We start from the raw sequence: 24,706 nt of genomic DNA on the forward strand, positions 1-24,706 counted from the left end.
CATCCGCTTTCCTTCTAATTTATAGAAAAGGAGAAGTTACGAATGAATAGTGCTGTGATAAAATAATGTTGCTACAGTATATAAGATATGATTGAAAAAAATCGTTGTGCATTTATCATGGTGCAATCCTCCGATAATGAATAGAAAGGAGTGTATGCAATGTCGAATAAAAAAAGATTTGAAGTGATGGAAAATGAGACAATTGACGCTTGTTTAGATCGAATAAAAGGGGAAGGCTATCAACCAGTTAGACGTGTTGAAGAACCGATTTTTATTGAAGAGAATGGTCAGCCAGTTCCACATAGTCGAAAAATAATCTTTGATTGTAAAAAAATAAATATGTAGGCAAAATAGAATAATAACCAAGCTAAATACGAACATTAAAATAAAACTTTATTTTAATGTTCGATTTTTGTATTGACAGAATTCGAGTGATCTTGTTATCATATCAATGTAGTAAAAAATCTAACGCAATAATGACCTCATATAATTTGAGAATATGGCTCAAAAGTTTCTACCCGTCACCGTAAATGATGGACTATGAGGGAAGATGGACGGATGGTTTGAAGAGTAAGAATCATCCTGATAGCAATAGACATCAAACCTATTCATCTTCTCTCTAATAGAGAAAATGGATAGGTTTTTTTACATAATTAGATAAAGGGAAGTGAATGGTGTGGCACTTGTTGGTGTTATTATGGGAAGCATATCTGATTGGGAAACGATGAAGCATACTTGTGAAGCATTAGAAGACCTTGGTATTAGCTATGAAAAAGAAGTTATCTCTGCACATAGAACACCAGAAGATATGTTTGAATATGCCGAAACTGCAAGAGGTAGAGGGATAAAAGTGATTATTGCAGGTGCAGGTGGTGCAGCTCATTTACCAGGTATGGTCGCATCCAAAACAACTTTACCAGTCATCGGTGTACCGGTTAAAACAAGTACGCTTAGTGGTGTTGACTCGCTTTATTCCATTGTACAGATGCCTGGTGGTGTACCAGTAGCGACAGTAGCGATCGGTACAGCAGGAGCTAAAAATGCAGGTATTTTAGCAACACAAATTATTGGTACATCTGATCAGAAAATAGCAGAACGTTTAGCAAACCAAAAGCAACAGCTGAAGGAAAAAGTAGTAGAAATGAGGGACGATCTTGCGAACAAATAGACAGTTATTCGGATCTACTATCGGTATTATCGGTGGCGGGCAATTAGGACGTATGATGACGACAGTAGCGAAGCATATGGGATACCGTGTCATTGTACTCGATCCGATTCCTGATTGTCCGACAGCACAAGTAGCAGATGATCAAATTGTCGCCGCTTATGATGATTTAGCAGCAGTAAAGCAACTTGCAGAAAAAAGTGATGTCGTGACATATGAATTTGAAAATGTTGATTTACATGCAGCACAAATCTTAGAAGAAGCAGGTATTCTGCCACAAAGTGCTAACTCACTAGAGGTTACACAAGATCGTGAACTAGAGAAAAAAGCAATGGTTGATAGTTATCAGCCTGTTGCCGATTTTGCGATTGTCACAACAAAAGAAGAATTAAAAAGAGCGGCGACAGAAATTGGTTATCCTTCTGTAGTTAAGACGTGTCGAGGTGGCTATGATGGCAAGGGACAAATGAAACTATCAAGTGAAGCAGATCTTGAATCGACAGTAGAAATGCTAGAACAAACAGATCGTTTAATAGTAGAAAAGTGGGTCCCTTTTGATAAAGAAATCTCGATTGTTTTTACAAGAGCGAAAACAGGTGAAATCACTTATTTTCCGGTAGCAGAGAACATTCATCGTGACCATATTTTACATGCGACGGTCGCACCTGCACGTGTTTCAACGCAAATTGTTGAGAAAGCTCGTCAAGCGGCTAAAGCAATTGCTGATACAATTGATGTTGTCGGTACGTTTGCGATTGAAATGTTCGTGATTGGGGAAGATATTCTCATTAACGAATTAGCACCGCGTCCACATAACTCTGGTCACTTTACGATCGAAGCTTGTGATGTATCACAGTTTGAACAACATATTAGAGCGATTTGTGGTTTGCCACTAATTGATGTGCATTCACATGGTGGTGCAGTAATGCTGAATCTACTCGGAAAAGATGTCGACCCCTTTTTCGATCAATTAGATGACCATTCAAATGCCCATATTCATATGTACGGGAAAGCAGAAAACAAGCCATTGCGTAAAATGGGGCATGTAACTTTTATTGGGGACAATCCTAACATCATATATAATGAACTAGTAGAAAAAAAGCTAATCGAAAACTAGGAGGAAACACATAATGATCGAACGTTATACAAGAGAAGAAATGGGCAAGATTTGGACAGATGAAAATCGCTATAATGCATGGCTAGAAGTAGAAATTTTAGCCTGTGAAGCGTGGAGCGAACTAGGAATCATTCCAAAAGAAGATGTGAAAAAAATTAGAGAAAATGCATCATTCGATATTGAGCGCATTTTAGAAATAGAACAAGAAACACGCCATGATGTCGTAGCATTCACTCGTGCTGTTTCTGAAACATTAGGCGAAGAGAAGAAGTGGGTACATTACGGCCTTACGTCAACAGATGTTGTAGATACAGCACTTTCTTATCTGCTAAAACAAGCAAACGATCTAATCCGTCGTGATGTGGAGAATTTCATTGCAATATTAAAAGAAAAAGCAATCGAGCATAAAAATACGGTTATGATGGGACGTACACATGGTGTTCATGCAGAACCGACAACATTCGGTTTAAAGATGGCGTTATGGTATGAAGAGATGAAACGTAATTTAGAACGTTTTAATGCAGCAGCTAAAACAATTGAAACAGGTAAATTATCAGGAGCTGTTGGTACATACGCAAATATTGATCCATTCGTAGAAAAATATGTTTGTGAAAAACTAGGGTTGGAGCCAGCACCAGTATCAACACAAACATTACAACGTGATCGTCATGCACAGTATATGTCTGCATTAGCATTAATTGCAACATCGATTGAGAAGTTTGCGACAGAAGTCCGTGGACTACAAAAAACAGAAACAAGAGAAGTGGAAGAATTCTTTGCCAAAGGTCAAAAAGGATCATCAGCAATGCCGCATAAACGTAATCCGATTGGCTCTGAGAACATGACAGGAATGGCACGTGTTATTCGTGGTTATATGATGACATCTTATGAAAATGTGTCTTTATGGCATGAGCGTGACATCTCCCATTCATCAGCAGAGCGAGTTATTTTACCTGATGCAACAATTGCGCTTAATTACATGTTGAATCGCTTCGGTAATATCGTGAAAAACTTGACGGTATTCCCTGAAAACATGAAGCGAAATATTGATCGCACATACGGAGTTATTTTCTCCCAACGTGTTTTGCTTTCTTTAATTGACCAAGGTATGAGCCGTGAAGAGGCATATGATATTGTACAACCGAATGCGATGAAGGCATGGGAGACAGCGACACCATTCCGTCAGCTAATTGAACAAGAAGAACGTATTAACAACACATTATCGAAAGAACAATTAGATGATTGCTTCGATTATACGTATCACTTAAAAAATGTTGATCAGATTTTCAAAAAAATTGGCCTAGCATAAGGAGAGGAATCCGATGAAAGACAAGCTGTTATATGAAGGGAAAGCAAAGCAAGTATTTACGGTAGCAGATAATCCGAATCTGCTCGTTCTTTCTTACAAAAATGATGCAACAGCCTTTAACGGGGAGAAAAAAGCACAATTCCAAGGAAAAGGTCGTTATAATAATTTAATTTCAGCTAAAGTGTTCGAATATCTGCATGAACATGGTGTTAATAGCCATTTTAAAGAGGCGTTAAATGAAACAGAACAATTAGTGGAAAAAACAACGATTATTCCATTGGAGGTAGTTGTTCGTAATGTTGCGGCGGGAAGTATTGTCCGTCGCATCGGAATGCAAGAAAAAACCATCTTTACTCCGCCATTAGTAGAACTTTTTTATAAAAAAGATGAGCTTGGCGACCCATTAATTAATGATGAACATGCATTACTTTTAACAGATGTAACAGAAGCAGAGTTGAATCAGATTAAAGAAATGGCGCTTCGAGTAAATGAACAATTGCAAGCTTTCTTCAAGGAAATTCATTTACAGCTTGTTGATTTCAAATTAGAATTTGGACGCAATCCGAATGGTGAGATTGTGTTATCGGATGAAGTAAGCCCTGACACTTGTAGACTTTGGGATATCGCAACAGGTGAGAAGATGGACAAAGACGTATTCCGAGAAGACTTAGGTGATTTAGTTACTGTATATGACAATATATTATCGAGACTGGAGGCAAAACAATGAAACTAGTAAAAGTGCACATTACATTAAAAGAGGGTGTATTAGACCCACAAGGTAAAGCAGTTCAAGGTTCATTAAATACATTAGGTTATGACAATGTCCAAGAGGTTCGTGTCGGTAAGTATTTAGAGTTAACGGTGGACGATGATGCCAATATTGAAACAGCAATCGAAGAGATGTGTAATAAGCTGTTGGCGAACCCAGTTATCGAAAATTATTCATATACAGTAGAAGAGGGGGTTGTCCAGTGAAATTCGCTGTGATTGTCTTCCCTGGATCTAACTGTGACCGTGATATGTATTATGCGGCGAAGGATGCATTAGGTGAAGAAGCAGATCTACTTTGGTATCAGGAGGCAAATCTAGAAGGTTATGATGCTATTCTGATCCCTGGTGGCTTCTCTTATGGTGACTATCTTCGCTCTGGTGCGATCGCGTCTACATCAGATATCGTTGTACAATTACGAGAGCAAGCAGACAAAGGTGTTCCGATTCTAGGTGTCTGCAATGGTTTTCAAATTTTATTAGAGTCTGGTTTGTTACCAGGTGCGATGCTACGCAATCAAAACTTAAAATTTATGTGTCATTTTGAAAACTTAGTAGTGGAAAACGACGAGACTATTTTTACTTCCAAATACAATAATGGCGAGGTAATCTCGATTCCAATTGCCCATCATGACGGCAACTACTATTGTGATGAGGAGACACTTGCTAGATTAAAAGAGAACAATCAAATCGTTTTTACGTATCAAAATAATCCGAATGGTTCTGTTAGTGATATAGCGGGGATTGTCAATGAACAAGGAAATGTACTAGGGATGATGCCACACCCAGAACGTGCGGTGGAAGCTATTTTAACTAGTGATGACGGATTAAAACTATTCCAATCAATGCTGGAAAACTGGAGGGAACGTTATGTTGCAGGCGCCTGAGATTACTCCTGAAATGATCGAACAAGATAAAGTCTATCAAGAAATGGGATTAACAGATAAAGAGTATGACATGATTAAAGATATTATGGGCCGTCGCCCGAATTTTACCGAGATTGGTATTTTCTCTGTCATGTGGTCGGAACATTGTAGCTATAAAACGTCTAAACCATTATTAAAGAAATTCCCGACAGAGGGACCTCAAGTCGTGCAAGGACCGGGTGAAGGTGCTGGTATCGTAGATATTGGGGATGGCCAAGGGGTTGTATTTAAAGTCGAAAGTCATAATCACCCATCAGCTGTTGAGCCATACCAAGGAGCAGCAACAGGTGTTGGGGGTATTATCCGTGATGTATTCTCCATGGGGGCACGTCCAATTGCATCATTGAATTCCTTACGTTTCGGTAATTTGAACACTGGTCGTGTGAAGTATTTATTCGATGAAGTTGTTCACGGTATTGCAGGCTATGGTAACTGTGTCGGTGTACCAACTGTTGGTGGTGAGGTGCAATTCGATGATTGCTATGAAGGAAATCCACTCGTTAATGCGATGTGTGTCGGGTTAATTGATACGAAAGATATTCAAAAAGGAATCGCAGCAGGACTTGGTAATACGATCATGTATGTAGGTTCTAAAACAGGCCGTGATGGTATTCATGGTGCGACATTTGCATCAGAAGATTTGTCGGAAGACTCTGAAAATAAACGTTCCAATGTACAAGTTGGCGACCCTTTTATGGAGAAATTACTAATTGAAGCATGTTTAGAAGTGATTCATTCTGACGCATTAGTGGGCATTCAAGATATGGGTGCAGCAGGTCTTACTTCGTCTGCTAGTGAAATGGCAAGTAAAGCAGGCATGGGGATGGAGATGAATTTAGATCTTATTCCACAACGTGAAGAGAACATGACAGCATATGAAATGATGCTATCTGAATCACAAGAGCGTATGCTTTTATGTGTGAAAACAGGGGAAGAGCAAGAAATTGTTGATATCTTCAAGAAATATGGATTGGAAGCAGTAGCGGTAGGTAAAGTAACAGATGATAAAATGTTCCGCTTATTACATAAAGGGGAAGTTGTAGCAGATATTCCGGTTGATAATTTGGCAGAAGATGCACCGATTTTCCATAAAGAATCAAAAGTACCAAGCTTTTATGAAGAATATCAAGCAATGCCTGCATATCAGCCAGCAATCACTGACTATAACGAAACATTAAAACAGTTATTGCAACAACCAACTATTGCAAGTAAAGAATATGTGTATGACCAATATGATTCTATGGTACAAGCGAATACAGTATTTTCACCAGGATCTGATGCAGCAGTTGTTCGTGTACGTGGTTATGACAAAGCCATTGCGATGACGACAGATTGTAATTCTCGCTACATTCATTTAGATCCGGAAACAGGTGGTAAAATTGCCGTAGCAGAAGCAGCACGTAATATCATTGCTTCTGGAGCAAAACCACTTGCATTAACAGACGGTTTGAATTTCGGTAATCCAGATAAACCAGAAAACTTCTGGCAAATGGAGAAAAGTGTAGAGGGCATGAGTGCAGCAAGTTCGAAGCTGAATACGCCTGTTATTAGTGGTAATGTTTCCCTTTATAACGAATCAAACGGTCGAGCTATTTTCCCAACACCAGTCGTTGGTATGGTTGGTTTACATGAATCATTAGAACATATTACACCATCCCATTTCCAAAATGAAGGTGACTCAATTTATGTAATTGGTGATACGGCAGCAGAGTTCGGTGGTAGTGAGTTACAAAATTTATTAGAAGGTAAATACTTCGGTAAGGCTCCAGCAATTGATTTAGATGTAGAGACAAAACGCCAAGATCAATTATTAGCAGCGATTCGAGCTGGACTTGTTTCATCTGCCCATGATATTGCAGAAGGTGGACTAGGTGTTGCATTAGCAGAAAGTCTATTTAATAACAATGGCTTCGGTGCAGACGTTCAATTAGATGGTGACGTAACAACATTACTTTTCAGTGAATCACAATCTCGCTTTGTTGTGACAGTGGCGGAGCAAGATCGTACACAGTTTGAAGCAAAAGTAGACGATGCGCAATTAGTAGGAACGGTTACTGCTACTAGTCAATTAACTGTTCGTAATGGTGAAACAGAAGTAATCAAAGAAGATGTGACAACATTACAACAGCTATGGAAAGGAGCTATCCCGTGCTTGCTGAAATCAAAGGCTTAAATGAAGAATGTGGTGTATTTGCGATCTGGGGACATGAAAAAGCAGCTGAAATGACGTACTACGGCTTACATGCTCTCCAGCATCGTGGGCAAGAAGGTGCAGGAATTGTCACGACAGATGGAGAAAAGCTACATACCCATAAAGGTGTAGGGCTGATTAATGATGTCTTTTCTACCGGTGAAGTTTCTCGTCTACAAGGACATGCAGCAATTGGGCATGTCCGCTATGCAACACAGGGTGGTGGCGGATTTGAAAATGTTCAGCCACTCGTTTTCCGTTCGCAAACAACTAGTATGGCTTTGGCACACAATGGTAATCTCGTTAATGCTCATGCATTGAAGAGTCAACTAGAGGCACAAGGTAGTATTTTGCAGACGACATCTGATACAGAAGTAATTGCTCACTTAGTGAAACGAAGTGGTAATGTGCCAATGGAAGATGCGATTTCTTCTGCATTAAGCATGATCAAAGGTGCATATGCTTTTAGCATTTTAACAGAAGATCAGCTTTTTATTGGATTAGATCCACGTGGATTACGTCCATTATCAATTGGTCGTCTTGGTGATGCGTATGTCGTTGCTTCAGAAACATGTGCTTTTGATTTAATCGGTGCAACATATGAACGTGAAGTAAAACCAGGTGAATTAATTATCATTGATGAAAATGGATTTAGAACGAAGCAATTCACTTCACCGCTTGAGCGAACATTGTGCTCAATGGAATATGTGTATTTTTCTCGTCCTGACAGTGATTTAAATGAAAAAAATGTCCATGCAAGTCGTAAAACAATGGGTAAACAGTTGGCAATAGAATCGAAGGTTGAGGCAGATGTTGTAACAGGAGTGCCTGATTCAAGTATTTCAGCGGCCATTGGCTTTTCAGAGGAAGCAGGAATTCCTTATGAGCTAGGTTTAATTAAGAATCGGTATGTTGGTCGTACGTTTATCCAACCTTCACAAGAATTACGTGAACAAGGTGTCAAAATGAAATTATCTGCAGTTCGCGGAATTGTTGAAGGAAAACGTGTTGTCATGGTTGATGATTCGATCGTTCGTGGTACGACAAGTCGTCGAATTGTACGTTTGCTGAAAGAAGCAGGTGCAACAGAAGTACATGTGCGAATTGCTTCACCACCAATTCAGAATCCGTGTTATTACGGTATTGATACGTCAACTACAGGTGAATTGATTGCAGCCAATCATTCTATAGAAGAGATGCGCGAAATTATCGGTGCTGACAGTCTATCCTTTTTATCAACAGAAGGACTAGAAGCATCTATCGTAGAAGGACGTGACAGACAACAACACGGCGTATGCCAAGCATGTTTTACCGGAAATTATCCAACAGAAATTTATCCAGATACTGTTATTCCGGCTTATAAAGAGTAAAGTGGCCATAAAGTGCTTAGAAGTGACCATAAAACAGTGAAAAGTGGCCATAAAGTGCTCGGAAGTGGCCATAAAACAACGAAAAGTGGCCATAAAATGCATGAAAGTGGCCATAAAAATTCCGCTTCAAAAAGGAGTCCGAATCATGAGTGATATTTATAAAGATGCTGGTGTCGATGTACACGCAGGTTATCAAGCTGTTGATTTAATGAAAAAGCATATCGCCAAAACGAATCGTCCTGAAGTTATCGGTGGTGTAGGTGCTTTCGCCGGTCTCTTTGATTTAAGCAAGTTTTCGTATGAAGAGCCGGTATTAGTTTCTGGAACAGATGGTGTCGGAACAAAGCTCAAACTCGCGTTTACGATGGATAAACACGACACAGTTGGAGTTGATCTTGTCGCAATGTGTGTTAATGATATCGTTGCTCAAGGTGCTGATCCGCTGTTTTTCCTTGATTATATCGCGTGTGGTAAGAACCAACCAGAAAAAATCGAGCAAATTGTCAAAGGAATTACAGATGGCTGTGTAGAGTCTGGTGCAGCACTTATCGGCGGGGAAACAGCAGAAATGCCAGGTATGTATGACGAAGATGAATATGACCTCGCTGGTTTTGTTGTAGGAATCGCGGATAAAAAACAAATCATTACAGGGGACAAAATAGAAGCAGGTGATAAGGTTATTGGCCTTGCATCATCTGGCGTACACTCGAATGGTTTTTCTCTTGTTCGTAAAATTATTGAAGACAATGGTCTAAATTTCCATGATGAGGTTGCGGAGCTATCCACAACATTAGGGGAAGCATTATTAGAACCAACGAAAATTTACACCAAGGCGATTCAACAATTAAAGCAAGACCTAACAATCAAAGGGATTAGCCATGTTACCGGTGGTGGTTTCTATGAAAACTTACCCCGTGCGCTTCCGGACCATCTTGGTGTGAAGATTCAATCAGGATCATGGGAGAAACCAGCAATATTTGATTACTTACAAGCCAAAGCAAGCTTAAAAGAAGAAGAAATGTACGGTGTCTTTAATATGGGAATTGGAATGGCGGTAATTGTAGAAGCACATGAAGCAGATATGGCATTACAATTATTAGAAGATATAGGTGAAAAGGCAGCGATTATTGGTGAGGTTACAGCAGAAGCTGGGGTGACATTCTCTAATGACTAAATTAGCAGTATTTGCATCTGGTACAGGGAGTAATTATGATGCGATTGTTGCCGCAACCAAAGATGGTACAATAGATGCAACGGTGTCCTTGCTTGTTTGTGATAAACCAAAAGCAAAAGTAGTAGAAAAAGCAGAAAAAAATGGTACACCAATGTTTGTGTTTGATCCCAAACAATATAAAAACAAGGCGATGTTTGAAGCGAAAATTGTAGAAGTACTCCAAACAGAGCAGATTGATTGGATTGTTCTCGCTGGCTATATGCGTTTAATCGGTGAGACGCTTTTACATTCTTTTGAAGGGAAAATCATTAATATTCATCCATCCCTTTTACCAGCGTTTCCTGGATTAGATGCGATTGGCCAAGCTTTCGATGCTGGTGTTAAAGTGTCAGGGGTTACGGTTCATTATGTAGATGCTGGCATGGACACAGGTAAGATTATTGCACAACAAGCAGTAAATATAACGGAAGATATGACAAGAGAGGAATTGCAGCAGGCGATTCAACAAGTTGAACATCAGCTTTATCCAGCTACGGTTCAAAAACTGATTACGAGAGGGGAATAACGTTGAAAAAACGTGCATTACTAAGCGTATCTAATAAGAGTAATTTAGTGCCTTTTGCAGAAGGACTAGACAGATTAGGTTATGAATTAATCTCAACAGGTGGTACATTAAAAGCATTGCAAGAGGCTGGTCTACCTGCAAAGGGTGTTTCGGAAATAACGGACTTTGATGAAATTTTGGATGGTCGTGTTAAAACATTGCATCCATATATCCATGCAGGCCTTCTTGCTTGCCGCGATCAAGAATCACACGTACAACAGCTAGAAGAACGTAATATTGCACCAATTGATGTAGTTGTTGTCAATCTTTATCCATTCAAAGAAACGATTGCAAAAGAAGGAGTAACAGAGGAAGATGCAATCGAAAATATCGATATTGGCGGTCCAACAATGCTTCGCGCTGCATCAAAAAATTTCCGCGATGTTACAGTAGTCGTTGATCCAACTGATTATGATGCAGTATTAGAAAACTTAGCTGATAATGCTGGAACAGTAGCATTTCGTAAACAATTAGCAGCGAAAGTATTCCGTCATACTGCTAACTATGATGCGATGATTGCTAATTACTTTGTCGATATTACAGATGAGGAAGACCCAGAAACACTTACCCAAACATTTGAAAAAGTACAATCACTTCGCTATGGGGAAAATCCACATCAAAAAGCAGCATTTTATAAAGAGGGTAATGTAAAAGGTGCATCGATTGCTAATGCGAAGCAATTGCACGGTAAAGAATTATCTTATAACAATATTCAGGATGCAAATGCCGCACTAGAAATCGTGTTAGAATTCCCAGAACAACCAGCAGCAGTAGCGGTTAAGCACATGAATCCATGCGGTGTAGGTGTTGGAGATACTATTTCTACTGCATTTACGAAAGCATATGATGCAGATCCTATCTCTATTTTCGGTGGAATTGTTGCATTAAACCGTGAAGTAGATGAAGCAACAGCTAATCAATTAAAAGATATTTTCTTAGAGATCGTTATTGCACCAAGCTTTTCTGCCAAAGCAATTGAAATCTTAACAGTGAAGAAAAATATCCGTTTGCTAGAAACACCTATGCAAGTAAACGAAAATGATACAAAGAAAGTTGTCAGTGTAATCGGTGGTTTACTCGTACAGGATCGTGATAATGGGTCTGTATCTGCCGATAACTTAGAAGTAGCAACAGATCGTAAACCTGATGCAAATGAAATTGAGGAGCTTCTATTTGCTTGGAAAGTCGTGAAACATGTGAAGTCTAATGCGATTGTCGTCGCAAAAGGTGATCAAACTCTCGGCGTAGGTGCTGGTCAAATGAATCGTGTAGGTGCTGCAGGTATTGCGTTTGAACAAGCTGGAGAAAAAGCAAATGGTGCTGTGATGGCATCTGACGCATTTTTCCCAATGCCAGATACAGTCGAAAATGCAGCAAAAGCAGGAATTAAAGCAATTATCCAACCAGGTGGATCCAAGCGTGATCAAGATTCAATTGATGAATGTAATAAACATGGCATCGCAATGGTATTCACTAAAATGCGTCACTTCAAACATTAAGCAGCAAGGATTCTCATTAAGTTGGGAATCCTTTTTCACAAATAAACAAGATAACAGGAGGCTGTCATGAAAGTATTAGTAATTGGCGGCGGTGGCCGTGAACATATGATTGTCAAAAAGTTAAAGATGAGTGAGTGTGTAACAGAGATTTTTGCTGCACCCGGTAATGGCGGGATTGCCCAAGATGCAACATGTGTACCAATTAAGGATGATGCAATCGAAGAATTAGTTGCCTTTGCACAAAAAGAACAAATCGATTGGACAATCGTAGGTCCGGAGATCCCTTTAACAAAAGGGGTGGTAGATGCTTTTCGTGATAAGAACTTAAAAGTATTCGGCCCATCGAAACAAGCAGCAATCATTGAAGGAAGTAAAGACTTCGCTAAAGCTTTTATGAAACAATATGATATCCCGACAGCGAAATATCAGACATTCACGGATGTTAATAAAGCAAAGGCATACATACAACAAGAGGGTGCGCCAATTGTCATTAAAGCAGACGGACTAGCAGCTGGAAAAGGTGTCGTTGTAGCAATGACAGAGAGCCAAGCACTAGATGCTGTGGAAAATATGTTGATTGACAACCAATTTGGTGAAGCTGGAAGCAGAGTAGTTATTGAGGAATATTTAGAAGGAAAAGAATTCTCCTTGTTTGCGTTTGTTCATGGAGAAAATGTTTTCCCGATGGTTCCTGCTCGCGATCATAAGCGTGCTTATGACAATGATGAAGGACCAAATACAGGAGGAATGGGAGCTTATTCACCTGTCCCAGATTTAGATCCGAAACATGTAGAGTTTACCGTCGAGAAGATCTTGAAGCCTGTTGCAAAAGGAATGAAACAAGAAGGGCGCACATATACAGGTGTGTTATATGGCGGTTTAATCGAAACAAAAGAGGGGCCGAAAGTAATTGAGTTTAATGCTCGCTTTGGTGATCCAGAAACACAAGTAGTATTGCCATTATTGGAAAATGACCTTATTCAAGTAATTGAGGATGTAACAGCAGGAAAAGATCCGCAATTAACATGGAAAGATGGCTATGCAATCGGAACAGTTGTTGCTTCCAAAGGCTATCCAGGCTCCTATAAAAAACATGTAGAGCTTCCTAATCTAGACGAGTCTGATCAAGTTTATGTTAGCCATGCAGGAACAGCTCAAGCAGAAAATGGACCATACCTTTCAACAGGTGGCCGTGTTCTCTTAGTTGGATCGATCCAAGATAGTCCAGAACAAGCACAAAAAGAAATCTATCAATATTTACAACGATTTGATCAAACAGATGACTTTTTCTATCGCAAAGATATTGGGTTTAATTGATCAAAAGAAAAAGGCTTATCAATGACAAAACGAAGAGGAAAGTAGAAGTTAAGTCGTTGATAAGCCGCCTCGAGGACATAACTCAAGGGAAAAAGAAAGTTGCCATACCAACTTTCTTTTTTGATCGCATGATTGATCGCAACGTAAAACGCCCATAATTCCTAATTTATTTGATTGCCACAATCTCTATTCTTCAAAATTCTAGTTAGTAGATTCATGAAGTTGCAGTCCATTTATCTCCATTGTTTAAATGGGAACAACTCCACCAATATGGCATATTGATTATCGTCTTAGAAGAAAATAATGAAGCGAAATGGATCATTGCATTGGGAGATGACTTTTATTATGATCAGAATACGATGGAGCCGCCAGTTGGTGACATTTTGTTATATGAAGCAGCTCTTGAGGATAATGAAGTAATACCATTACAATATCAAAAGGAATGAAGAACAATAATCGTAAAGGAGCTAGTTTACTCCATGTCACAAGCACATAAACAAGAAGCACCTAAAACAGTTAGATGTAAAATCATTACCGTAAGTGATACGCGAACAAAAGAAACGGACAAAAGTGGAAAGCTCATGTATCAATATCTAGAGAGTCATGAGTATCAAGTTAATGCTTACGAAATCGTCAAAGATGAACAAACTGAAATCGCCCAAGCAATTGAAAAAGGTATTCAGCAGGATGATATTAATGCGATTTTAATTAATGGTGGTACAGGAATCGCCAAGCGAGATGTTACGATTGAAGTAGTCGAAAGTATGCTAGATAAAGAGATGCCTGGCTTCGGTGAAATCTTCCGCATGCTTAGCTATACAGAAGATATTGGTTCGGCATCGATTCTTTCCCGTGCAACAGCAGGTGTAGTGCAAGATAAAGCTATCTTTGCAACACCAGGTTCATCAGGAGCAGTTAAACTAGCAATGGAAAAATTGATAGTTCCAGAGTTGGGGCATGTGATGAGAGAGATACATAAAGACCTAGAAAAATAGAGGGCAGAAATCTTAGCCCTCTCTCCGATATACCCCACTTTTTCCCCCGGTTTTTTCAACTAAATATGTCTGTCCAATCACCATACCTTTATCAACGGCTTTGCACATATCATAAACGGTCAGGGCTGTTACAGAGGCTGCTGTTAATGCCTCCATTTCCACACCAGTACTTCCTTTCGTTTTTGCTTCTACCGTAATAATAAGTTCATATGTATCGTCATCACTTTCCCAGTCAAATTGAATATTCACACCGCTCAATGGTAGTGGGTGACACATTGGAATAATCGTAGAGGTTTGTTTTGCGGCCATAATTCCTGCAACTTGTGCGACAGAAAGGACGTCCCCTTTACCGATAGTTTGATCTACAATTTTTGTATAGATTTCTTTGTTGACAAAAATGCTGGAACGAGCAATAGCTGTTCTGCTTGTCACTTGTTTTTCTGTAATATCTACCATTTTAGCTCGTCCTTGTTCATTTATATGAGAAAATTCAGCCAATTCAATCACTTCCTCTCCGATCACATTATACTACAAAAATACATGCTATAATAGAAGGGTAAATAGATAAAAAATCAAAATTCACTGTCTAAAAACGATAGCCTCATGTGAGGTAAGCTTTCTTCCAGCTTATTGATAATTAGTGCTGGCAAATCACTCCGACAAAACACTACGCTTTCGCCCTCTGGGCACAAGTGCAACATCAACTCAAGCAAAGAACGCTCTCGTAGTGTTTTCTATGCCGCTGGGTACGGCGGTCTGCTAACTTTGTGAAGAAAACCACTTTCCAAAGTGGAGCTTCAGTTCGCATGAGTTCCCGCAGGAGTCTTCGTGTTTTGCCTCCGTTATATGTAGCGGATTATTACTTAATACGTGCTCTATGGACATAGAACCTTAGTGTTTTTCTCGCAACAAATTTAGCGATTGTCTACCACTCACTAGAAGTAGAATGAGTGAGCGTATTTCTCCGAATAGCTCACGCTTTTAGACCCCAAAATGCCAAAGGAAAGGTTTGGAACAAGGAAATGAAGAAAGTACTGTACATATTTTTATTTGCACTAACGCTTTTAATAGCATGTGGGCAAGAGAAAGAAGAGGTAACCATATCTGTCGCAGCGTCATTAACAGATGCAATGACAGATATCATCGAACAATTTGAAGCGGAAAATCCAAACTATACAGTAGCAGTGAATGCAGGCGGATCTGGTGCGTTAAGTCAACAAATTATACAAGGTGCGCCAGCAGATATCTTTTTTTCTGCATCACTTCATGATTTCAAACGAGTGTATCAAGAAGGGTTAATCGATGATGACTATAAAATTCCTTTATTAGCGAATGAGCTTGTTTGGATTCAGCAGGCAGACACAGAATTAGCTTCGGAAATAGACAACTTTGAACAAATAGCAATCGGTACACCAGAGGCGGTACCAGCAGGTGATTATGCCAAACAAGCATTAACAGGGCAAGGAATATATGAAGCGTTAGAAGGTAGATTTGTTTTTACAAAAGATGTACGACAAGTAATGCAGTATGTCGAAAAGGGTGATGTTCATGCAGGTTTAGTTTACCGGACAGATGCACTTACTTCAGATAAGGTGCAAATAAATGAACATTTACCAATTGGTACACATGATGCGATTATTTATCCTGTCGGTATAATCAATAACAAGCCTGCAGTAGAAGCCTTTTATCAATATTTATTAACAGAAGAAGCAGCGAATATTTTTGAACAATATGGATTTGGCAAAGTAGATGGTGATATAGATGGAAGCATTTTTTCAACCAATTAAATTATCAGTAATCATTTCTTTATTAGCTTTAGTTATCGTCGTTCTTTTAGGAACGACGATAGCTTGGCTCATGACATATAAAAGATTTAGAGGGAAGGTTATATTAGAAACGATTTTATTGTTACCAATTGTATTACCACCAACTGTGATTGGTTTTATTTTAATTATGCTATTTGGACAAAATGGGTTTTTAGGGAAACTAACGAACCTGCTGTTTCATCAATCCCTTATGTTTACGATTTGGGCAGCAGTAATAGCGGCTGTCGTTGTAGCATTTCCTCTCATGTATCAATCGGTAAAAACAGGTTTATCTTTTGTAGATAGAAGTGCAGAAGAGGCTGCCAGAATAGATGGTGCTAGTGAATGGCGAGTGCTTCGCTTTATTACATTGCCACTTATTCAAAAATCACTTATCTCAGGAATTGTACTTAGTTTTGCTAGAGCATTAGGTGAATTTGGCGCAACCCTTATGTTTGCTGGCAATATTCCTGGGCGAACGCAAACAGTTCCGATGGCTATTTATGTAGCATTTCAATCAAATAAAATGACATTAGCATGGGCATGGGTTTTATCGATTGTTGTCGTATCGTTTGTGATGCTTTTATTTGTACGTAAATCTGCCTAAAAACAGAGTGAAATTTTGTAAATAGCACACAATGAAAACGCTAACAATAAGTGGTAGAATAGAAGAAAATACAGGAAAAGTCGAGGAGATTAGTATGAATGATCATTTATATAGATGGCGAAATAAAGAAATCCGTAAGCAAGTTGCGGTAATCGATGGTACAGAGTCCCCGACAATGGTTTTGAAAAATGCTTGTTATTTAAATGTATTTCTTCGTAAATGGCTGGAAGCACATATATGGATCTATCATGATCGTATTGTATATGTTGGATCCGAATTACCACAATCGTTAGCTGGTGTAGAAGTAGTAGAGTGTACAGGGAAGTATGTGGTTCCAGGTTACATTGAACCACATGCACATCCTTTTCAATTGTATAATCCGCATGAATTAGCGATGCATGCTGGTCAGACTGGCACAACGACTTTGATGAATGATAATTTGCCGTGGCTTTATTTAACAACTAGAAAGAAAGCGTTCTCCTTGTTAGAAGATTTTATGCAATTACCTGTATCGATGTATTGGTGGGCAAGGTTTGATTCACAATCTGTTATCAATGAAGAACAAGAAATTTTTAAAGATGAAGAAGTAAGAGCATGGCTAGAGCATGAGGCGGTTGTTCAAGGTGGGGAATTAACAGCATGGCCACAAGTTATGCGTGATGACGATCGAATTCTTTATTGGATGCAAGAAGCAAAGCGGTTGCGTAAGCCAGTAGAAGGTCACTTTCCAGGCGCTTCTGAGCAAACATTAGTAAAACTGAAGCTACTAGGTGTTAGTTCAGACCATGAAGCATTATCAGGTGAAGAAGTGTATAATCGTTTATCAATGGGCTATCGTGTGGGGTTGCGTCATTCATCCGTACGCCCTGATTTACCAAAGCTACTAAAGGAATTACAAGAATTAGGTGTTGATTCCTATGATTTCTTAACAATGACAACGGACGGTTCTACACCTGCCTTTTACGAAAATGGATTGATTAATGAATGTATCCAAATTGCGATAGATAATGGTGTACCGACAATTGAGGCATATATGATGGCAACATATAATGCAGCGGAGCAATTTCATTTGGAAGAGCGGCTAGGCGGAATTGCTCCTGGTCGAGTAGCGCATGTGAATATTCTATCAGAGAAGAATAATGCTACACCTGAATCTGTTATAGCAAAAGGTAAATGGTTGAAAAAAGAAGGAAAACTTGTGGAACAACACAGTAATGTCGATTGGCATAAGTACGGATTAGGAGAACTTGACTTGGATTGGCAGTTAACAGAAAGAGATTTACAATTCTCGATGCCTGTAGGCTTAAAAATGGTCAACGATGTTATCATGAAACCTTATCCAATTACGATTGATTGTAATACAGAAGAAATTAGGAGTCAGTCAGATGAATCGTTTCTGATGTTAATAGATCGTGAAGGTAAATGGCGTGTCAATACAGTAGTCAAAGGATTTACGAAAACATTAGGTGGTCTGTGTAGTTCCTATTCTTTAACAGGAGATATTATTTTAATTGGAAAGAGTAAATCAGACTTATTGCTAGCATTTACAAGAATGAAAGAACTTGGTGGCGGTATTGTACTTGTACATGAAGGGAAAGTTATTTTTGAATTACCGTTACAAATTGCTGGAATGATGTATAACGGAACGATGCAAACCTTAATTGAACAAGATAAACATTTGAAAGAACTGTTGATTTATCATGGGTATCAATATCAGGATCCGCCATACAACTTATTATTTTTATCGTCGATGCACTTGCCTTTTGTTCGTGTAACACCACTTGGCATCATTGATGTAAAGAAAAAAGAAATACTATTCCCGGCTATTATGAGATAATATTCAAGCCCTCTTTTAATTGAAGAAAGAGGGCTTAAACATTTTACAAAAGGGTAGTAATCCCACCATTTTTCCCCTATACTAAAATAGTACTATTGACTTAAATGAGTATGATCAATAGTTTGATATTTTGGAAGTGAAGGTGGATTTGTTTATGTTGAGGAAAGGACAATGGTTTATTTTATTAACCGTGTTAATTGCTTTAGTTGCTTGTTCAAGTGATGATGAGCAAGAAAAAGCACAAGTAGATTCAAATGATGTAAATATACAAGAGGAGGAAGAGAGTGGTGTTGACAGTGTTTATCCTTTAACAGGATTGCCGACTGAAACAGATGTACATAATCGGTTAGTGGCTGTGATGGTCAACAATCATCCGGATGCAAGACCACAAACAGGTCTGTCACATGCAGATGTAGTGTTTGAGATTCTTGCAGAAGGAAATACTACTCGCTTTATGGCACTTTTTCAAAGCGATATTCCTAATAAAGTAGGTCCTGTCAGAAGTGCAAGACCTTATTATTTTAATCTAGCGAATGACTATAACGCTATCTATGTCTATCATGGTGCAGCCGATCATATTGAGAATATGGTCCAAACAGGTGGCATTCAAGGCTTAAATGGTATGTATTTTGATGATGATAAAGTGCTTTTTGAGCGTTCTACTGACCGTGTCGCACCACATAACTCTTATGCGATCTTTAACGGTATTTATGAACGTGCAGAGGAACAAGGTTATCCGCTTGAAGCAGATTATGAGCCGATAACCTTTTTAGCAGAAGATGAAACAGTAGAAGGTAACACAGCAACAGATGTACGTTTTAACTATGGCAATCATAGTGTTCGTTATCACTATGATGAACAGTTAGCTCAGTATGTACGATATAATGACGGTATGCAAACAGTCGAGTATATGGACAGTACGCCAATCACGCTTGATAATGTATTTATTTTAGAGACTCCACATCAAGTCATCGATGATGAAGGACGTCGGGAAATTGATCTTCAATCTGGTGGTAATGCTTTACTCTTACAGCAAGGTAAAGTGGAAAACGTGCAATGGGAGCGAATTGATGGTAGAATAATCCCAACGAGAGATGGAGAGCCTGTTCCGCTTGTTCCAGGACAAACATGGATCAATGTCATTCCTACTAGTAGTGGTATTGCTAGTGTAGAGCTGTCAAGCGAGGCAGAATAAAAAGGAGAGATGAATACCATGCAAATTGATAAATTGCGTGGCGAACAATTAGACCAATTATTCGATGCTATTTTATCACTGGAAGACAGGGAAGAATGTTATCGTTTCTTTGATGATATTGCTACAATGAATGAGATTCAAGCACTAGCACAACGATTGCAAGTTGCTAAAATGCTTGATGAAGGTAGAACCTATACAGCTATTGCAGAGGAATCAAGTGCATCATCTACAACGATTTCTCGTGTGAAAAGATGTCTAGCATATGGCACGGATGGTTACCGCACAGTATTAGACCGATTGAAGGAAAAAGAGTAGGAAAAAAGAGTGCCTCTTATGATAGAGGGACTCTTTTTCAATAAACATATGGAGGTAGAGTATATGATTCGTTTTGGAGTTATCGGAACAAATTGGATTACTGATCGATTTTTAGATGGGGCAAGTCAGCTTGATCGTTTTCAACTACACGCTGTTTATTCACGAACAGATGAGAAGGCGAAAGAATTCGCAGGTAAATATAATGTAGAACATACATACACAGATTTAGAAGCGTTTGCACATAGCGATGCGTTTGATGCAGTATACATTGCATCGCCTACTGCTTTACATAGCCAACATGCGATTACCTGCATGAAAGGTGGTAAACATGTCATTGTGGAAAAACCTTTTGCATCAAATGAAGTAGAAGTTCGGGCAATGATTGAAACAGCGAAACAATATAATGTAACAATAATGGAAGCGATGAAAACGCCCCATGTTCCTAATTTTAATCGACTGCAAGAAAGTCTTGAAAAGATTGGACCAGTTCGCCGCTTTGTTGCAAACTTTTGTCAATATTCCTCTCGATATGATAAGTATAAAGAGGGTGTTGTATTAAATGCATTTAAGCCAGAATTATCTAATGGTTCATTGATGGATATCGGTGTTTATTGTATTTATCCAATGGTTGCATTGTTTGGTAAACCAGAACGGGTGAAGGCTACAGCTTATATGCTTGAGTCTGGTGTAGATGGAGAAGGAACGGTAACCGTTGATTATCCATCATTAAATGGTGTGTGTATGTTTTCCAAAATAACTAATTCAGAAATCCCCTCTGAAATACAAGGTGAAAATGGGTCGATAGTGATCGGGAAATTTTCTGATATGAAAGATATCAAGGTTGTATATAAAGATGGTACCGAAGAGAAAGTGGATGGTGAACAACAAGAAAACTCCATGTATTACGAAACGAAATCATTCATTGAATCTATTGAGAATAATGAAATAGAAAATAACGTAAACACATGGGAAAATTCGATTGAAACGATGAGAATACTGGATGCAGCAAGAAAAGAAATCGGCTTAGTATTCCCAGCTGATGAAGTTTCTAAATAAAACTATCTTACCCCTTATTCTTTTACCAATGGTAAAAGAATAAGGGGTTTTTGTATAATAACGTAGCTTTACATTGCTTCTAAAACGGTGTATGATTGACTGATGACCAAAAAAGTATTTTAGTCAGTTTTTAGGAGGAAGTTATTTTGGATCGAAAACAATTGATAATGGATGCGGCAGCACAATCTTTTTCACAATTCGGTTATAAAGCAACAACGATGGATCAAGTCTCAAAGATAGCTCGTGTGGGAAAAGGCACTATTTATCTATACTTTTCCAATAAAGAAGAGTTACTTCAAGAAATTATGAACAATGTTGTTCATGAGATGCATGTTGTTGCGTTAAAAACAATAGAAGAGAATCAATCATTTATTGATTATTTCCATGAAGCAGTACAAGGAATGTTAAAATTCCGGGAGCAACATGAGTTAATTATTAAACTGTCACAGGAACTTAAGGACTTCGGTACTCCTGTCGTTTATGAAGTATTGCAATCATTAGAAGAAGCAATTTGTTTTTTTATTGAAGAGAAAATTGCACATGCTATTAAGAAGAAGGAGATCAAGGATTGCGACCCGAAAATAACTGCATTTTTAATGTTTAAAATGTATATTAATTTAGTCAATGATTGGAAAGTGCGCCATCAACCTTTACCAAAAGATCAAGTAGCAGCACTCATAAATTTATATTTTATTGAAGGATTAGCGCCATGAGTGAAAGAATAACACAAAGAGTTAGGGAGGTATTAGCGTGAAAAATGTATGGAACATTTTCAAACAAGATGTAAGCAATATAAAACGTGTTCCACTAGTCGGGATTCTATTATTAGGCTTAGCGATCTTACCTTCGTTATACGCATGGATTAATTTAAGTGCTTCATGGGATCCATATGCCAATACAGAGGAAGTAAAAGTAGCAATAGTTAATGAAGATGAAGGAACTACGATTCAAGACGATAAGATAAATGTCGGGGAAGAACTCGTTGATAATTTGAAGGATAATAATAGTTTAGGTTGGGTATTTACGGATAGAGAAGATGCTGAAGAAGGGGTACGAAAAGGCGACTATTATGCAGGTATTTACATCGATGCAGATTTCTCAGAGGAATTAGCGAAGGTTATCGATGGTGAGCCTGTACAAACAACCGTAACATATCAAGTGAATGAGAAGAAAAATGCTATCGCACCTAAGATGACATCTGCAGGAGCGTCGACTATTGTCAATACGATTAATGAACAATTCGTCGATACAGCGGCTTCCACACTTTTTGAAGAATTTAATGAGTTGGGTATTCGATTAGAAGAAGATTTGCCAACGATTAGAAAAATTAAAAGTGCTTTATATGAGTTAGATGAAAATATGCCAGAAATTGTTCGTGTAGGTGATTTCATTCAGAAAATTGACGATGACTGGGATGATATTGATGAACAGATTGATCATTTTATGGATATTCAAGATTATCTGCCGGAAATCCATAAAGGAACTGATCAAATACTAGAACTACAAAAGCAATTCCCGAAGATTTATGAAATAACCGATCATATAACAGAAGTGGAAGATGCTTTACCAGATGTAAAAAATGCAGTTGACCGATTTAATGATGTAGGTCCAATGTTTGATGATGTAGCCAACTTTTTGACAGATGCACAAGAGAGGTTAGCAGATACAAAAGAACAGATTCATGCTACACAAGAAAAACTAGCTAACATTGATGAGCATGCAGAAACGATTGAGCAATATGCCGAGGATATTCAGTCCTTTTTATCGGAAGCAGATATAGATGCAGAACCATTCGTTCGTGCTTCTCAAACACAATTGGTGAAAATGGATCAAACCCTGACCGAATTAAGTGCATATATCCAACCTGCAGAAGGTTCAGAGGTTGATCCAGATTTATCCGTTATTAAGCAAGAAATTGTCGGTCATATTGCTTATTTAGAAAGTAATATTCAAGTATATGATAACCTTGCTTCGGTGTCAGATGATGGAAGTATGACTGGATTTATTGATGAAATGGAGCAAACAAAAGCAAGCTTCAATCAATTGAATCAAGATGTGGATGCATTAATAAGTGGTTCTGATAGTACAGAGATAGCTAACCATATTGAAACGACTCAGCAACATACGGACAGTTTATCAACATGGTTAGAGAATAATGGCGAAAGTAGTTTAAATAACAGTTTTGATCAAATGCAATCCACGATCTCTGAATCAAATATGAATATGGATGAACTTCATGATATCAAAGATTCATTACAGTCTTTACTAAGTAATGCAGATGAGGTAATGGATAATATTGAGCAAGATATGGAAACCATTCAAGCAGACTTGCCGGAATGGAAGGAAAAATGGGAAGAAGTAAACGGAAAGATGCAAGGTGCTTTTCCGTTAGTAGAAAATGCGATCCATGATTTTAGTGGTTTTGTTGAGCATGATTTACCGAACGTAGAAGAAAAAGTGAATACATTAGCAGGTTTTATAGAAGATGATTTTCCGCGCATTGAAGAAACCTATTTAAATGTAGTGGATGAAATTAAGAAAAACAAATCTACTGTTGAATCTGCTATACACCAATTAGCATCCTTCAGTCAGGATAAGTTGCCAGAGTTACAAAAAGGGGTCAAAGAAGCAGCAGATAAAGTGCATGATGCAGAAACGCAAGATCAACTGAATCAACTAATTTCTATTTTACGAAATGATTTAGCTGATGAAAGTGACTTTTTCGCAAGCCCGGTCCACTTAGAAGAGGAAGACCTATTTCCGGTACCAAACTATGGATCTGCTAATGCGCCGTTTTACACGACACTATGTTTATGGGTAGGGGCATTATTACTATCCAATTTAGTATCGACCAATCTGCATAAGTTAGATCGTCGAGAAGATTATACATTACGTCAAATTTATTTTGGGCGAATGATTTTATTTGTTATCGTTGGTATTTTGCAAGCTATCATCGCCAGTATTGGGGATTTAACGATACTTGGTGTTTATGCGCATAATCCAGTCCAATTTGTCTTGTATTCGATCTTTATATCCATTGTCTTTATGACGATTGTCTATACCTTTGCATCGATACTCGGTAATATTGGAAAAGCGCTCATGATTATTTTGTTAGTGTTGCAGTTATCTAGTAGTGGAGGAACCTTCCCAGTGGAAGTGGCACCACCATTCTTCCAACATGTACATCCGTTTATTCCGTTTACATATGGAATAGATTTATTGCGCGAAGCTGTTGGAGGAGTTGTACCAGAGGTTGTTAGGTACAATATGATAATGCTTGCCATCTTCTGGGGTGTTGCGATCATTATCGGTGTAATCTTGAAGCCGTTACTTGCTAAAAGGATTGACCATACTGCTCGTAAATCAAAAGATAGCCGATTGGTAGAATAAGATATCGTCTTGCGAGATAACTGTACTTGTTCACAAGATAAGTAAAAGAATCTCGCGAAGGGGAGA

General features: G+C 38.5%; 24 protein-coding genes and 1 riboswitch. Of the genes, 23 read left to right on the forward strand and 1 reads right to left on the reverse strand.

All coding sequences use genetic code 11. The features are described from left to right. Window positions 1-159 precede the first annotated feature (159 nt). The 15 genes from SH601_RS12410 to SH601_RS12480 all read left to right on the forward strand — a co-directional run bounded on the left by SH601_RS12410 (window position 160) and on the right by SH601_RS12480 (window position 14,435). Window positions 160-345 carry an NETI motif-containing protein gene (locus SH601_RS12410; RefSeq protein WP_319958637.1) on the forward strand — a complete coding sequence of 62 codons (186 nt, stop codon included), beginning with the start codon at window positions 160-162 and terminating at the stop codon, window positions 343-345. A 117-nt stretch (window positions 346-462) separates the two neighbouring features. Continuing rightward, window positions 463-561, forward strand: a riboswitch (purine riboswitch). Window positions 562-676: 115 nt separating this feature from the next. Next, a complete protein-coding gene (gene purE / locus SH601_RS12415; protein ID WP_319958638.1) occupies window positions 677-1,168 on the forward strand; it encodes a 5-(carboxyamino)imidazole ribonucleotide mutase in 492 nt (163 codons plus the stop codon). Continuing rightward, window positions 1,155-2,282 (forward strand): 5-(carboxyamino)imidazole ribonucleotide synthase, encoded by a 1,128-nt coding sequence (gene purK / locus SH601_RS12420; RefSeq protein ID WP_319958640.1) that lies wholly within the window; start codon window positions 1,155-1,157, stop codon window positions 2,280-2,282. Before purE ends, purK begins: the two co-directional genes overlap by 14 nt. A 13-nt stretch (window positions 2,283-2,295) precedes the next feature. Beyond that, complete coding sequence (gene purB, locus SH601_RS12425) at window positions 2,296-3,591, forward strand: adenylosuccinate lyase (protein ID WP_319958641.1); 1,296 nt, start codon at window positions 2,296-2,298, stop codon at window positions 3,589-3,591. Window positions 3,592-3,604: 13 nt separating this feature from the next. Continuing rightward, complete coding sequence (purC, locus tag SH601_RS12430; RefSeq protein WP_319958642.1) at window positions 3,605-4,318, forward strand: phosphoribosylaminoimidazolesuccinocarboxamide synthase; 714 nt, start codon at window positions 3,605-3,607, stop codon at window positions 4,316-4,318. Next, window positions 4,315-4,566 carry a phosphoribosylformylglycinamidine synthase subunit PurS gene (gene purS, locus SH601_RS12435; protein WP_319958643.1) on the forward strand — a complete coding sequence of 84 codons (252 nt, stop codon included), beginning with the start codon at window positions 4,315-4,317 and terminating at the stop codon, window positions 4,564-4,566. The genes purC and purS overlap by 4 nt, the downstream gene beginning before the upstream one ends. Then, window positions 4,563-5,246 carry a phosphoribosylformylglycinamidine synthase subunit PurQ gene (gene purQ, locus SH601_RS12440; RefSeq protein WP_319958644.1) on the forward strand — a complete coding sequence of 228 codons (684 nt, stop codon included), beginning with the start codon at window positions 4,563-4,565 and terminating at the stop codon, window positions 5,244-5,246. Before purS ends, purQ begins: the two co-directional genes overlap by 4 nt. Further along, a complete protein-coding gene (gene purL, locus SH601_RS12445; protein ID WP_319958645.1) occupies window positions 5,230-7,458 on the forward strand; it encodes a phosphoribosylformylglycinamidine synthase subunit PurL in 2,229 nt (742 codons plus the stop codon). Before purQ ends, purL begins: the two co-directional genes overlap by 17 nt. Further along, window positions 7,434-8,846: an amidophosphoribosyltransferase gene (gene purF, locus SH601_RS12450; protein WP_319958646.1), complete on the forward strand. Its 1,413-nt coding sequence runs from the start codon at window positions 7,434-7,436 to the stop codon at window positions 8,844-8,846. Before purL ends, purF begins: the two co-directional genes overlap by 25 nt. Before the next feature lie 145 nt (window positions 8,847-8,991). Next, on the forward strand, window positions 8,992-10,020 hold the full coding sequence (purM, locus tag SH601_RS12455) for a phosphoribosylformylglycinamidine cyclo-ligase (RefSeq protein ID WP_319958647.1): 1,029 nt from the start codon (window positions 8,992-8,994) through the stop codon (window positions 10,018-10,020). Continuing rightward, complete coding sequence (gene purN, locus SH601_RS12460; RefSeq protein WP_319958648.1) at window positions 10,013-10,585, forward strand: phosphoribosylglycinamide formyltransferase; 573 nt, start codon at window positions 10,013-10,015, stop codon at window positions 10,583-10,585. The genes purM and purN overlap by 8 nt, the downstream gene beginning before the upstream one ends. Before the next feature lie 2 nt (window positions 10,586-10,587). Further along, the gene (gene purH / locus SH601_RS12465; RefSeq protein ID WP_319958649.1) at window positions 10,588-12,123 is read left to right on the forward strand and encodes a bifunctional phosphoribosylaminoimidazolecarboxamide formyltransferase/IMP cyclohydrolase; all 1,536 of its coding nucleotides are present in this window, start codon (window positions 10,588-10,590) and stop codon (window positions 12,121-12,123) included. 66 nt (window positions 12,124-12,189) lie between these two features. Beyond that, entirely contained in the window at window positions 12,190-13,440 is a 1,251-nt protein-coding gene (gene purD, locus SH601_RS12470; protein ID WP_319958650.1) for a phosphoribosylamine--glycine ligase, read from the forward strand. Window positions 13,441-13,682: 242 nt separating this feature from the next. Beyond that, window positions 13,683-13,886, forward strand: a complete 204-nt coding sequence (locus tag SH601_RS12475) for a hypothetical protein (protein WP_319958651.1) — start codon at window positions 13,683-13,685, stop codon at window positions 13,884-13,886. 33 nt (window positions 13,887-13,919) lie between these two features. After that, window positions 13,920-14,435, forward strand: coding sequence for a MogA/MoaB family molybdenum cofactor biosynthesis protein (locus tag SH601_RS12480; RefSeq protein ID WP_319958652.1), 516 nt, complete (start codon window positions 13,920-13,922; stop codon window positions 14,433-14,435). 12 nt (window positions 14,436-14,447) lie between these two features. Here SH601_RS12480 and moaC read toward each other — a convergent pair whose 3' ends face one another. Beyond that, entirely contained in the window at window positions 14,448-14,933 is a 486-nt protein-coding gene (gene moaC / locus SH601_RS12485) for a cyclic pyranopterin monophosphate synthase MoaC (protein WP_319958653.1), read from the reverse strand. Window positions 14,934-15,457: 524 nt separating this feature from the next. Between moaC and modA the strand changes: the two genes are divergently transcribed. The 8 genes from modA to SH601_RS12525 all read left to right on the forward strand — a co-directional run bounded on the left by modA (window position 15,458) and on the right by SH601_RS12525 (window position 24,640). Next, window positions 15,458-16,222 carry a molybdate ABC transporter substrate-binding protein gene (gene modA, locus SH601_RS12490; RefSeq protein WP_319958654.1) on the forward strand — a complete coding sequence of 255 codons (765 nt, stop codon included), beginning with the start codon at window positions 15,458-15,460 and terminating at the stop codon, window positions 16,220-16,222. Next, entirely contained in the window at window positions 16,197-16,847 is a 651-nt protein-coding gene (gene modB / locus SH601_RS12495; RefSeq protein ID WP_319958655.1) for a molybdate ABC transporter permease subunit, read from the forward strand. Before modA ends, modB begins: the two co-directional genes overlap by 26 nt. Window positions 16,848-16,941: 94 nt before the next feature. Further along, window positions 16,942-18,684, forward strand: a complete 1,743-nt coding sequence (locus tag SH601_RS12500; RefSeq protein WP_319958656.1) for an adenine deaminase C-terminal domain-containing protein — start codon at window positions 16,942-16,944, stop codon at window positions 18,682-18,684. Window positions 18,685-18,838: 154 nt separating this feature from the next. Further along, window positions 18,839-19,879 carry a DUF3048 domain-containing protein gene (locus SH601_RS12505; protein ID WP_319958657.1) on the forward strand — a complete coding sequence of 347 codons (1,041 nt, stop codon included), beginning with the start codon at window positions 18,839-18,841 and terminating at the stop codon, window positions 19,877-19,879. A gap of 18 nt (window positions 19,880-19,897) precedes the next feature. Beyond that, window positions 19,898-20,194: a YerC/YecD family TrpR-related protein gene (locus SH601_RS12510; protein WP_319958658.1), complete on the forward strand. Its 297-nt coding sequence runs from the start codon at window positions 19,898-19,900 to the stop codon at window positions 20,192-20,194. A gap of 63 nt (window positions 20,195-20,257) precedes the next feature. Then, on the forward strand, window positions 20,258-21,250 hold the full coding sequence (locus SH601_RS12515) for a Gfo/Idh/MocA family protein (RefSeq protein WP_319958660.1): 993 nt from the start codon (window positions 20,258-20,260) through the stop codon (window positions 21,248-21,250). Window positions 21,251-21,396: 146 nt separating this feature from the next. After that, a complete protein-coding gene (locus tag SH601_RS12520; RefSeq protein ID WP_319958661.1) occupies window positions 21,397-21,963 on the forward strand; it encodes a TetR/AcrR family transcriptional regulator in 567 nt (188 codons plus the stop codon). A 37-nt stretch (window positions 21,964-22,000) separates the two neighbouring features. Beyond that, window positions 22,001-24,640, forward strand: coding sequence for a YhgE/Pip domain-containing protein (locus SH601_RS12525; protein WP_319958662.1), 2,640 nt, complete (start codon window positions 22,001-22,003; stop codon window positions 24,638-24,640). The last annotated feature ends 66 nt before the right edge of the window (window positions 24,641-24,706 follow it).

Source organism: Gracilibacillus pellucidus (assembly GCF_033949965.1).
In the GTDB taxonomy this organism is placed as follows: Bacteria; Bacillota; Bacilli; order Bacillales; family Amphibacillaceae; genus Gracilibacillus; species Gracilibacillus pellucidus.